General features: G+C 73.9%; 9 protein-coding genes. All 9 read left to right on the top strand.

Annotated elements, in window-relative coordinates:
* On the top strand, nucleotides 1–859 hold an 859-nt coding region (locus E1284_RS31675; protein WP_131943833.1), incomplete at its 5' end, for an SDR family NAD(P)-dependent oxidoreductase.
* An 11-nt stretch (nucleotides 860–870) separates the two neighbouring features.
* Complete coding sequence (locus E1284_RS31670; protein ID WP_207924058.1) at nucleotides 871–1,698, top strand: EI24 domain-containing protein; 828 nt, start codon at nucleotides 871–873, stop codon at nucleotides 1,696–1,698.
* A 75-nt stretch (nucleotides 1,699–1,773) separates the two neighbouring features.
* On the top strand, nucleotides 1,774–3,114 hold the full coding sequence (locus E1284_RS31665) for a flagellar basal body-associated FliL family protein (protein WP_131943832.1): 1,341 nt from the start codon (nucleotides 1,774–1,776) through the stop codon (nucleotides 3,112–3,114).
* A gap of 68 nt (nucleotides 3,115–3,182) precedes the next feature.
* Nucleotides 3,183–5,312 carry an acyl-CoA dehydrogenase family protein gene (locus tag E1284_RS31660; protein ID WP_131943831.1) on the top strand — a complete coding sequence of 710 codons (2,130 nt, stop codon included), beginning with the start codon at nucleotides 3,183–3,185 and terminating at the stop codon, nucleotides 5,310–5,312.
* Between the two features lie 66 nt (nucleotides 5,313–5,378).
* A complete protein-coding gene (locus E1284_RS31655) occupies nucleotides 5,379–7,085 on the top strand; it encodes an MmpA family trehalose lipid delivery protein (protein ID WP_131943830.1) in 1,707 nt (568 codons plus the stop codon).
* The gene (locus E1284_RS43770) at nucleotides 7,085–7,216 is read left to right on the top strand and encodes a hypothetical protein (RefSeq protein ID WP_275406839.1); all 132 of its coding nucleotides are present in this window, start codon (nucleotides 7,085–7,087) and stop codon (nucleotides 7,214–7,216) included. Before E1284_RS31655 ends, E1284_RS43770 begins: the two co-directional genes overlap by 1 nt.
* Nucleotides 7,217–7,229: 13 nt before the next feature.
* A complete protein-coding gene (locus E1284_RS31650) occupies nucleotides 7,230–8,093 on the top strand; it encodes a glycosyltransferase (protein WP_131943829.1) in 864 nt (287 codons plus the stop codon).
* Entirely contained in the window at nucleotides 8,090–9,295 is a 1,206-nt protein-coding gene (locus E1284_RS31645) for a glycosyltransferase family 4 protein (protein WP_131943828.1), read from the top strand. The genes E1284_RS31650 and E1284_RS31645 overlap by 4 nt, the downstream gene beginning before the upstream one ends.
* Before the next feature lie 82 nt (nucleotides 9,296–9,377).
* Nucleotides 9,378–12,718: alpha-(1->3)-arabinofuranosyltransferase domain-containing protein (locus E1284_RS31640; RefSeq protein ID WP_131943827.1), on the top strand; the 3,341-nt coding region annotated here is incomplete at its 3' end.

The raw sequence follows: 12,718 nt of genomic DNA, 5'->3' as shown, positions 1-12,718 counted from the left end.
TGTCGCGATCGTCACCGGGGGGACGTCCGGGATCGGGAAGGAGATCGCGCGGGGGCTGGCGCGGGCCGGGTTCCTGGTGGGGATCGTGTGCCGGAACGAGCTGCGGGCCGCCGCGACCGTCGAGGAGCTGGGCCGGGACGTGCCGAGCGCGCGGGTCGAGACGTTCATCGGGGACCTGTCGGTGCAGATGGACGTCCGGCGGGTCGCGGCGTCGCTGGAGGAGCGGTTCGACCGCCTGGACGTGCTGGTCGACAACGCGGGCGTGCATCTGACGCGGGCCAAGGTCAGCGCCGACGGGTACGACCGCATGGTCGCGACGAACCATCTCGGGCCGTTCCTGCTGACGAACCTGCTGCTCGGGCTGCTGGAGAAGGGCGCGCCGTCGCGGGTGGTGATCGTGGCGTCGGAGGCGCACCGGCAGGCGGACCGGTTCGAGGTGGAGCGGCTCGCGGAGCCCGGGTCCTACGGGCCGCTGGAGTCGATGCGGGTCTACGGGCGGTCGAAGCTGCTCAACATCCTGTTCGCGCGGGAACTCGCGCGCCGGATGGAGGGCAGCGGGGTCACCGTCAACGCGGTCTGCCCGGGTGTGGTCGCGACGGCGCTGCTGCGGAACGTGCCCGGTAGCGCAAGGGCCGGGGCGCTGCTGTCGCGTACCCCGTTCGTGCGGACGCCGGCGCAGGGGGCGCGGCCGGTGCTGCGGCTCGCGCTGGACGCCGAGTTCGAGGGCCGCGGCGGCGGCTTCTACAGCTCGACGCCGGGGGCCGGGCTGCTGCCGACCGCGGGTCCGCTGAAGGATCCGGAGCTGGCACGGGCGGTCTGGGAGCGTTCGGCCCGACTTGTGGGGCTCCCGGCACTATAGGGTCTGGGTGCGTGAGCCAACCGCACATCCCGCAGGCGCCCGCGAAGCCGTCCGCGGTCAAGGACCTCTTCGGCGGCGCCGGCTACCTGCTGCGCGGCATCGGCTGGACGGCGCGGCATCCGGCGCAGTGGCTGTTCGGGCTGATCCCGGCGCTGATCGTGCTCGCCGTGTACGTGACCGCGCTGGTCCTCCTGGCGCTCCAGATCGACGACCTGGCCGGGTGGGTGACGGGGTTCGCCGACGGCTGGGCGGACGCGGCGCGGACGTCCGCGCGGGTCGTCGCCGGCATCGCGATCTACGGGTCCGCGCTGTTCGTGGCGTTGATCACGTTCACCGCGGTCACGCTGCTGGTCGGCGACCCCTTCTACGAGGCCATCGCGGTCCGGGTGGAGGAGTCGCAGGGCGGCGCGCCGCCGGACCCGGACGTCCCGCTGCTCGTCGGGATCGGACGGGCGATCAAGGACACGCTGATCATCGGGGCGATCGCGCTGGCGTTCGCCGTCGTGTTCTTCGCGTGCGGGTTCCTGCCCGTGGTGGGGCAGACGGTCGTCCCCGTGGTCGCGGCGCTCGTGTCCGGCTACTTCCTCGCCGGCGAGCTGACGTCGGTCGCGCTGGAGCGGCGCGGGATCCTCCGCAAGGAGCGGTTCGCGCGGATGAGGGCCGACCGGCCGCTGGTGGTCGGGTTCGGCGCCGCGACTTTTGTGGTGTTCCTCATCCCCCTGGGCGCGGTGCTCGCCATGCCGGGGGCGGTCGCCGGGGCCACGCTCATGGCGCGGGAACGCCTGGCGGACGACCCCCTGGTCGCGGCGGGTGGCGGCGCTATGACACAGCATCACTGATGCGATAGGAAGTCGTGTCCTGAGCGTGATTACGCGCGGGATGTCGAGTCCGGATCTTCGCGTAACGTGTGCCGCATGTCCGATCAGGGGGAGCGCGGCGTGCGCTGGACCGAGATGAGCGAGAGCGAGCCGCGGGACGAGTCGCGGCCCGAGCCCGGCGCCGAGAGCGCGACCGGCCCGCAGGCGGCGGCCTTCCCCGAGCCCGAGGATCCCGAGGTGTTCATGCCGGCCCCGGCCGCGTCGTCGGAGTACGACGACGACCGGGGGTCGCACGACGTGTGGGGCCGGGTCGAGCAGGCTCCGCAGCAAGAGTTCGAGGCCCCCGCCCAGGAGTTCCAGGCCCCGGCCCAGGAGTTCCAGGCCCCGGCCGGCGAGCCGGACGACCGGGACGCCGACGACGTCAAGGTCGCGCCCGTCCCCGCGCCGGCGCCCGCGCCCGAGGACGACGCGCGCCAGTGGGAGGGGTCGCTCTTCGACGAGGGCGGCGCGAGCGAGGCCGGCGGGGGCGTGTCCAACTACGTCCCGGCCGTCCCGACCGGGTCCGGGCAGCCCGCGAAGCCGGGCAAGCCGAGCAGCGGCAACTGGCAGATGCCGGACTGGATGGCGGACGAGGAGTCCGCCGACGCCAAGCTCGGCGGCTCCCCGAAGCCGCCCCGGGACGTGCTGGACGACGGCGCCGGCCGGTCCCGGCTGGTGCTGTTCGGCGGCGTCGGGCTGCTGGTCGTCGCCCTGATCGCGGCCGGTGCCGTCTACTTCACCAAGAGCGGCGGCGACGACCCCGCCGAGCCGGCGGGCAACGCCGACAAGCGGGCGGCCGCGGAGCAGTCGCAGGCCGCGCAGGTGCAGCTTCCGCCGGACAAGCCGCTCGCGCGGTTCCCCGGTACGCCGAGCCGGATGCTCGGCCGGGTGAACGACGCCCATTCCGGGCTGTCGTATCCGCGGCTCGCGCCGCCCTGGCAGGTGCCCACGAAGCAGAACAAGCTGGGCACGGCCGGATGGTCCGGGCAGCAGATCCTGGTCACCGAGAGGCGCGCCCAGCAGATCTGGTACGGGCAGCTGCTCACCGGCACGCTGCACCCGGGCATGCAGAGCGCCTACCAGGGGCCGGACAGCGTGAAGAACGTCGCCGCCCTCGTCGCGCAGGGGTACGAGGCGCAGTACTACGCGTTCCCGCACAAGACGGCGCCGCTGGCGTCGCAGGCGCTGAACGTGGCCGGGCACAAGGGCTGGCTGGTCGCGTCCTACCTGACCTACCAGCGGACCGGCGTGCGGGCGACCGGCGAGATCGTCGCGACCGCGGTGGTCGACACGGGCCGGCCGGTCCCGGCGGTGGTGTTCGCGTCCATGCCGAACACGCACAAGCAGCGCTGGCCGGACGTGAACGAGTTCTTCACCCACCTGAAGGTCGTGCCCTGACCGACCGGGCGGGACAAACCGAATAGCGTTCTAATAGGCTGGGGCCACGTCCGAGGAGAGGTGTGGCCATGGCGATCGGGTTGACCGAGGACCACGAGGCGCTGGCGGCGTCGGTGCGCGGGTTCGCGGAGCGGAACATCACCGCGGAGAAGGTGCGGGAGGGCGACGCCGGGTTCTGGCCCGCCCTCGCCGCGCAGGGTTTTCCGGGCGTGCACCTTCCCGAGCCCGTCGGCGACGGGTTCGGTCTCGTGGAGCAGGCCGTCGTGCTGGAGGAACTCGGCCGGGTGCTCGCCCCCGGCCCGTACACCCCGACGGTGCTGGCGGCCACGGTCCTGAGCGCCGCCGGGAGCGAGGTGCACGGGCTCGCCGACGGCACCGCGACGGGTGCGGTCGGGCTCTCGGGGAGCCTGGAGCGGGACGGCTCCACCGTGTCCGGCACGGTCCAGCCGGTGCTGGGCGCGCCGCTCGCGGACGTGTTCGTGCTCCGCGCCGGTGACGGCTGGGTCGTCCTCTATAAGAGCGACGTCACCGTGGAACCGCTGGAGTCCCTCGACATCACGCGTCCGGTGGGGGCGGTCACGGTCGATCGGGTGACCGTCCCCGAAGAGCGCTTCCTCGCCGACGTGGACGGAGACGCCTTCGCCACCGTCCTGCTGGGCGCGGAGGCATGCGGTGTGGCGGGACGTGCCCTGGACGACGCCGTCGCCTACGCCAAGCTCCGCGAGCAGTTCGGCCGTCCCATCGGCCAGTTCCAGGGCATCAAGCACAAGTGCGCCCGGATGCTCATCGCCGTGGAGCGCGCCAGGGCCGCCGTATGGGACGCAGCACGCGCACTGGACGAGCCCAAGGAACAACGCGCCTACGCGGTCGCGGTTGCCGCAGCGCTCGCGGCAGACGCGGCGGTCACCTGCGCTGAGGGCAACATCCAGGTCCATGGAGGCATCGGCTACACCTATGAGCACGATGCCCACCTCATCTACCGGCGGGCGTTGACGCTCCGCGCGCTCCTGGGGCGGGCAAGCCGGCATCGGGCCGACGTCGCCGCGCTCGCCGTGCAGGGCGTCCGGCGGCCGATGAGCATCGAACTGGACGAGGACGCCGAGCCCGTCCGCGAGGAGATCCGCGCCCGCGTCGCCGAACTGGCCGCGATGGAGCCCCTCGAACAGCGGGCCGCGATGGCGGAGGGCGGCTGGGTCACCCCGCACCTGCCGAAGCCGTGGGGACGCGCCGCCGGGCCGCTGGAGCAGATCGTCATCCAGCAGGAGCTGACGGCGGCGAAGGTGCGGCCGGTGCCGTTGATGATCGGGGCGTGGGTCGTCCCGTCGCTGGTCCAGTACGGGACGCCGGAGCAGCGGGAGCGGTTCCTGCCGCCGACGCTGCGCGGCGAGATCATCTGGTGCCAGCTGTTCTCCGAGCCCGGTGCGGGCTCCGACCTCGCCGGGCTGCGCACCCGCGCCGAGCGCACCGAGGGCGGCTGGACGATCACCGGCCAGAAGATCTGGACGTCCCTCGCCCGCGACGCGCAGTGGGGCATATGCGTCGCCCGGACCGACCCCGACCGGCCGAAGCACGACGGCATCACCTATTTCCTCGTCGACATGACGTCGCCCGGCATCGACATCCGCCCGCTGCGCGAATGCACCGGCGACGCCGTGTTCAACGAGGTGTTCCTGGACGGGGTGTTCGTCCCGGACGAACTCGTCGTCGGCCCCGTCAACGCCGGCTGGCGGGTCGCCCGGACCACGCTCGCCAACGAGCGCGTCGGCCTGACCAGCAGCTTCCAGCTCGGCGGCGACCTGCCCAAGCTCCTCGACCTCGCCGCCGGGCTCGGCCTGGACGGCGACCCGGTCGTGCGGGACGGCCTCGGGCGCCTCGCCTGCGACGCGCACTCGTTCAACCTGCTCGGCCTGCGCGCCACGCTGAAGCAGCTGTCGGGCACCGACCCGGGCGCGACGGCGAACGTCCGGAAACTGGTCGCGATGGAGCACGGCCAGCAGGTCACCGAGTTCGGGTTCACGCTCCTCGGCGAGGAGGGCGCGCTGACCGGCGGCTGGAAGGACGGCCTGCGCGCCCGCTGGACCCGGTACCTGCTCGCGTCCCGTGCGATGAGTATCGGCGGCGGCACCACCGAGGTCAACCTCAACGTGATCGGCGAGCGGATCCTGGGGCTGCCCCGGGACCCCGACCCGTCACGGTAGCGGGGGCGGTCCTCCGCAAGGCGGCGGGTCGGGTAGCGTCCAGGCTCACATGGGAGAACGGGCCGTTTGAACGAGCGGACGCGGCATCTTGCGGCCGCACTGACCGGGCTGGGGCTCGGGCTTGCGGCACTGGGGCCGGGGCTCGCGCCGGGGTTCGTGCTGTCCTACGACATGGTGTTCGTGCCCGGCCCGGCGTTCACGGACCTGACGTTCGGGCTGACCGGGATCGTGCCCCGGCACGTCCCGAGCGACGCGTTCGCGACCGCGCTCGCGCATGTCATACCGGCGGACGTCGCGCAGAAGCTCGTCCTGCTGGCGATCTTCGTCATGGCGTGCACGTCGGCGGCGTCGCTGGTGCCGTCCCGCCGCCTCCTGCCGCGCCTGGCCGCCGGGGTCTGCTACGCCTGGAACCCGTTCGTCGCCGAACGGCTGCTCCTCGGCCAGTGGGCGCTGCTGCTCGGCTACGCGGCCCTGCCGTGGGTGGTGGCGGCCGCCGCCCGGGCGGGTGAGCCCGGCGGCGGGCGCCGGCTCGTCCGGACGCTGCTCCCCGCCGCGATCGGCGGCTTCGCCGCGCTGACCGTCACCGGTATCACGGCCCTCGCCGTCGCCCTGACGACCGGCGGCGCCCGTGCCCGCGCCGGTCTCCGGGTCGTGGCGGCCGCGGGCGTGCTGAGCCTGCCGTGGCTGGTCCCGGGGGTGCTGCGCCCGGCGGGGCTGCCGGGGGACGGGTCGGCCGTCGGCCTGTTCGCGGCCAGGGCGGACACGCCGTTCGGGACGCTCGGAAGCCTCCTGCTGCTCGGCGGCGTGTGGAACGGTGAGACGGTGCCGCGCGGCTACGGGGCGCCCGTGACCGCGTCGATCTGGCTGCTCGTCGTCGTCGCCGCGCTCGCCGCCTACTGGCGCTGGTGCCGGGAGCCCGTGTGGTGGCGCGGTGCCGCGGTCGCGGCGGCGGCCGGGTTCGCGGTCGCGGCCTTGGGGGCGGTCGCCGCTCCCGTCCTCGAAGGGCTCATCGGTCTCTGGCCCGGGTTCGCCGTGCTGCGGGACGGGCAGCAGTACGCGGCGCCGCTCGCCGTGGTCGTCGCGGTCGGGCTCGGTACCGCCGCCGACCGGGCCGCCGAGGCGAGATGGCCGGGAGCGGCCGCCGCGGCGATGGCCGCGCCGGTGTTCCTGCTGCCGACGCTGGCGTGGGGTGCGGCGGGCGACCTGCGGGCCGTCCACTACCCGGACGACTGGGCGCGCGCGAAGCAGATCATCGACGGCGACCGCGAGCCGGGCGATGTGCTCGTCCTGCCCTGGGCGTCCTACCGCAGTTACCCGTGGAACCACGGCCGCCGTGTGCTCGACCCGCTGCCCCGGTACCTGCACCGGCGCGTCATCGTGGACGACGCGGTCACCGTGGGCGGCACCACCGTCCCGCCCGAGGACCCGAGGGCCGTCCGGCTCGCGCCGGCCGCGAGGACCGGGACGCCGCCGGCCGCGACGCTCCGTGACGCGGGCGTCCGGTTCGTCGTGGTCGACGCCGAAACCGGTTCGGTCCGTCCGACGGGTGCGGCCACAGCCGTGCTGCGGGGCGCTGACCTCGTGGTCTACCGGATCGACGGGGCCGCTGAGGCGCCCGTGGCGACCGTGCCCGCAGTGCCGGTCGCGGTCGCGTGGGGCATCATGGGTCTGGTTGTTTTCTGGTCAATCCTGGCCTCAGGTACTACTCTGAGCCTTCCGCTACTCGGCAGTATCGAGCCCCGCAGCCCCCAACACCGACGAAGGACCCCCTGATGCGCATCGCCATCGCCGCGCTGGTCGGCGTTCTGCTCGCCGCCGGAGCGTCGTTCGGCACGGTCCAGCTCGTGAACGCCTCCCAGCAGGACCCGGTCATCAAACCGCTGTACAACTACGGCTCCCGGTGACCTGTAGGCCCTGATGGGGACCTGGCGTGACGGCCCCGCCCTCCTGGAGATCGTCGTTCCCGCCTACAACGAGGCCGACCGGCTTCCGGCGGGACTGGCCCTGCTGTGCGACAAGCTCGCCGGCCTCCCGCTGCGGGCGGAGGTCATCGTCGTCGACAACGCCAGTACCGACGGGACGGCCGGCATCGTCCGGGCGTGGGACGGTCCGGTGCCGGTGCGGCTGGTCCGCTGCGAGCGCCGGGGCAAGGGCGCGGCGGTCCGGGCCGGGCTGCTGGAGACGCGGGCCCCGTACGTGGGGTTCATGGACGCCGATATGGCAACAGACCTCGCCGCGCTGGACGAAGCCATCGTCCTGCTGCGCGAGGGCCGCCCGGTCGTGGTCGGGTCAAGGCGCCACGGTCGGTCGGTCGTCCAGGGATACGCGCTGCCGGTCAGGCGGCTCGGTGCCATCACGTTCAACCGGGTCGTCCGCGACCTCGTCGGCGGCATCCAGGACACCCAGTGCGGGTTCAAGTTCTTCGACGGACCGCTCGGGCGGGCCGCCGCGGAGCGACTGCGCACGACCGGGTTCTCGTTCGACGTCGAACTGCTGGCCCACTGCGTACGGCGCGGGGCGTCCGTGACGGCCATTCCGGTGGTCTGGCGTGACCGTCCCGGGTCGACGTTCTCGGTTCGGCGCCATTCTCTGCAATGCCTGCTGGACCTCGCGCGCATCCGCGCGCGCGCCGGTTTCCGTATGCCCGGTGTGCCGGCGACGCCGATCATCCCTGTGGTTCCGGTCAGGGCGTTTCTTGCCGAGCCGAAGCTTCCTGAGCCGTGTCCCGTGCCTGTGCCCGTGACGGAGCAGGCGGCGGCGCCGAGCGCCCAGCCGGGATGAGCAGGGGACTGCGGCTGGCGGTCGTCAACTGGCGGGATCCATGGCATCCCTCCACCGGCGGCGCCGAACGGTACGCCTGGGAGCTCGCACGCAGGTTCGCCGCTGAAGGGGACCGCGTCCACTACGTGACGGCCAGGGCGCCCGGCCAGCGACGCGGGGGACGGGTCGAGGACGTGGAGTTCGTGCGCCTCGGCGGACGGTTCACCGTCTACCCCCTCGTCCTGCTGTGGATGCTGGGTCACCGCCGCCGCTTCGACGCGGTCATCGACTGCCAGAACGGCATCCCGTTCTTCACGCCGTGGGTGCTGCCCCGCCGCGTACCGGTGTTCTGCGTCATCCACCACGTGCACACCGCGCAGTTCGGCCTGTACTTCCCCAGATGGCTGACCTGGCTCGGGCAGATGCTGGAGGGTCCCGTGAGCCGCTGGACGTACCGGCGGCACGCGGTCGTCGCCGTCTCGGAGTCCACCCTGCGCGCCGTCAGGGAGCGGCTCGGCTGGACGGGGACGGCCCACGTCGTCCACAACGGGACGTCGGTCGCCGAGCCTGACGGCGTGGTCTCGGAGCCGGCCGGAGACCCGGACCTGGTGTGCGTGACCCGGCTCGTCCCGCACAAGCGGCTTCACCTGCTCCTCGACCTCGCGCAGATCCTCGCCGAAACCCGTCCCGGGCTGAAGCTCCACATCGTGGGGGACGGGCCCGAAGCGTCCGCGCTGAAGGCCGCCATCGGCGCGCGTGGCCTGGACGGCGTCGTGGTCATGCACGGGTACGTCCCCGAGAACGTCAAGGCCGCGCTGGTCGCCCGCGCCGACCTGCACCTCAGTTCGTCGCAGAGCGAGGGGTGGGGCCTGAGCGTGATCGAGGCCGCCGCGCTGGGCGTCCCGACCGTCGCGTTCGACGTGGACGGCCTGCGCGACGCCGTCCGCGACGGGACCACCGGATGGCTCGTCCAGGAGGGCGGTGACCTGGCCGATTGCGTCGAGCGGGCCCTCAAGGAGCTGGACGATCCCACGCTGCGCAAGCGGATGGCCACGGAATGTCAGAGGTGGGCGGCAGAGTTCGACTGGACACGCACCACCGGCCGGATGCGCACCCTGATCGCCCAGGCCGTCCCGGGCGGCGGTGACACGGAGGCAGGCACCCGGGACGCGGGCGTCCGTGCGGCGTCCGGCCGCCGGTACGGTGGCGGACACCCCGGCTGACGTCCCGGGCGGGCGCGGCGCCCCGCGGCGGGGGCGGCGTCCGTGGACGGCGTGGGAGAGCGGAGAGGGGGAGGGGGCGAGCATGGCCGTGGGAGAGGCGAATGCGTCCCGCGCCGGCGCGTCCGGTAGGGCCGGCGCGGACGGGGCCGGCGGGGCGGATCCGGCCGCGCGGCTGCGGGAGCGGCTGCGCGTGCTGGCGTGCTGCCTCGCGCTGACCGCGATCGCGTTCGGCACCCGGCCCGGCGCCATCCTCGCCGACACCAAGATCGACATGGCGGTGAACCCGGTCGGGTTCCTCGGCCGCGCCCTCCACCTGTGGGACCCGGAGCAGTTCGGCCAGCTGCAGAACCAGGCCGTCGGCTACCTGTTCCCGATGGGCCCGTTCTTCGCGCTCGGCGACCTGATCGGCATGCCCGCCTGGATCACCCAGCGGTTCTGGCTGTCGCTGCTGATGTGCCTGGCGTTCGTCGGCACGTGGCGGCTCGCCGGGCGGCTCGGCATCGGCGGGTCCGCGCAGGACGGGCACGGGCAGTGGACGAGGCTGTTCGCCGCGATGGCGTATGCGCTCGCCCCGAACGGGCTGGCGACGCTCGGGCAGATCTCGTCGGAGTACCTGCCGGTCGCGATGCTGCCGTGGATCGTCCTGCCGCTGGTCACCGCGGCGTCCGGGGAGGGCGGGCGGCTCAGGGCCGCGGCCCGGTCCGGGCTGGCGATCGCGTGCTGCGGCGGGATCAACGCGACCGCGACCGTGGCCGTCCTCCTCGTCCCGTTCATGTACATCGTGACGCGGCCGCGCGGGTCGTTCCGCGTCCGGATGCTGGCCTGGTGGTCGGCCGCCGCGGGCGCCGCGACCGCCTGGTGGCTCGCCCCGCTGCTGCTCACCGGCACCTACGGGTTCTCCTGGCTGACCTACACCGAGAAGGCCGCGACGACGACCGGCCCGACCGGCCTCGTCAACGTGCTGCGCGGCGCGGAGCGCTGGGTCAACTACCTGATCGTGGACGGCCAGGTCTGGTGGCCGGTCGGGCACGGCCTCTCGCTCAGCCCGGTCCCGATCATCTGCACCGGCGTCGTCGCCGCGCTCGGCCTCGCCGGGCTGCTGGCCCGGCTGCTGCCGGAGCGGACGTTCCTGCTGCTCACCCTGCTGACCGGCGTCGCGATCGTGTCGATGGGCCACATCAGCGACATCCCGGGCCCGTTCGCCGCCCAGCTCCGCGACCTGCTGGACGGTCCGCTCGCGCCGCTGCGCAACCTGCACAAGTTCGACGCCGTCGTCCGGCTGCCGCTCGCGCTCGGCCTCGCCCACCTGCTCACCGCCGCCGGCCGGCACCTCCGGGACAGGCGCGCCCGCGACGCGCGGGTGCGCAGCCTGAGCGACGGGACCGGCCCGGTGTTCGGGCTGACGCCGCGGTCGCTGCTCAGCCTGCCGGTCGCCGCCGCCGTCGCGCTCGGCGGCATCGGCCTCACCGCCGTCTCGCACGGCCTGTCCGGGCCCGGCGACTTCAAGGAGGTGCCGAAGTACTGGCGGGACGCGGCGTCGTGGCTCAACGCGCGGGCCGGCCAGCAGGGCGTGCTCGCCGTCCCCGGGGCACCGTTCGGCGAGTACCTGTGGGGGCGGCCGATGGACGACATCGTCCAGCCGCTGCTGACGGCGCGGTGGGGCGTCCGGCAGCTCGTCCCGGCCGGATCGCCCGGCTACACGCGGGCGCTGGACGCCATCGACCTGCAGGTGCGCTCCGGGCAGGGCTCGCCGGGGCTGAGCGACTTCCTCGGCCGGATGGGCGTCCGGTACGTCCTGGTTCGCAATGACCTCCGGCGGGAGACGCTGCGCGGCGCCTGGCCCGCCCGCCTCCACCAGGCCCTCGGCGACTCGCCCGGCATGCGCCGGGCCGCCTCGTTCGGCGGCCCCGTCGGCGGCGGCAACGAGGACGCGATCACCGACTTCGACCAGCGGTATCCGCCGCTCGAGGTGTACGAGGTCGAGGGCGCCGCCGACGTCGCGAACCTGACGGCCGCGACCGACCCCGTCCGGGTGTACGGGGGGCCGGAGTCGCTGCTCGCCCTGGCCGACGACAAGGCGCTCCCGGACGGACCCGTCCTGCTGGACGACGACGCCTCCGACCTCGGCGGCACACCGGTCGTGACCGACTCGCCCCGGCTGCTGCACCGCAACTTCGGCGAACTGCACCAGACGTCCGAGACGCTGTCCGCCGCCCGGCGGGGCGAGGCCGCCGACGTCCTCGACAAGGGCTGGAAGCAGTACACGACCCATGTCACCTATGGGGGAGGCGTCCGGGACATCACGGCGTCGACGTCGGCGGGCGGCGACGAGGCGATCCCGCAGTCGCGCAGGCCCGAGGCCGTCCCGTACGCCGCGTTCGACGGCGACCGGCTGACGGCCTGGGAGACCGGCGGCTGGAACGGGCCGATCGGGCAGTGGCTGCGCGTCGACTTCGACCGGGCCCGCGACGTCCGGCAGCTGACCGCGACGTTCGTGCAGAACGCGGCGCTCGGGCCGGCGGTCTCGCGCGTCGCCGTCGAGACCGCGAACGGGCGGCTGGAGCAGGACGTCCGGCAGAGCGCGAACCCGCAGGTCCTGCGCGTGCCCGAGGGGCCCGCCCGCTGGCTGCGGCTCCGCGTCACCGCGCTCGCGTCCAAGCCGGTCGTCCCGGCGTTCGCGCGCGCCGCGATCGCGGAGGTGGCGGTCGGCGGCGTGACCCCGACCCGCACGTACACGATGCCCGCCCCCGCCGGGATCGACGGCCCGGCCGCGTACGTGATGAGCCGGGTCCCGGGCGCGACCGGCGAATGCATGAAGGGCAGCGCCCGGTGGGTGTGCTCGCCGTCCCTCGGCTCCGGCGACGAGGAGGGCGGCGGCTTCGACCGGACGTTCACCTCGGCCGTGACCGGCAAGGCGCCCGTCACCGGAACGGCGGTCCTCACCGACCGGCAGCTCATCGACCGGTACACGGCCGTGCACGGACAGCCGGCCGTCGCCGCCAGTTCCACTTTGTCCGGCCATCCGGCGGACCAGCCCCGCTCCGGTTTCGACGGCGACCCGGCGACTGCTTGGATCGCGGGGGAGCATGACGAAGAGCCCACCTACGCCGTCCGGTGGCACGGCCGCAGGCAGGTGTCCACGGTGACGGCCGTCCGGCCGCCGGGTGCGTCGGGCCCGGTCCGGCTGCGGGTGGAGGGCGCGAACGGCCAGTCCCGCGAGGGCCTGTCGGACGCGGACGGCAGGCTGTCGTTCGCGCCGATGACCACCGACCGGCTGAAGATCACCTTCTTCCGGGACGGCCGCACCCAGCCGGTGCAGCTCGCCGAGCTGACCGTCCCGGGCGTGAAGCCGTTCCCCGACGTGCGCACCTACCCGCTGGAACTCCCATGCGGCTACGGCCCGAAACTGCAGGTCACCTCGGG

It is taken from the genome of Actinomadura bangladeshensis (assembly GCF_004348335.1).
Lineage (GTDB): Bacteria > Actinomycetota > Actinomycetes > Streptosporangiales > Streptosporangiaceae > Spirillospora > Spirillospora bangladeshensis.
Note: the sequence above shows the minus strand (reverse complement) of the source record. Positions and strands in the feature narration are given on the sequence as shown.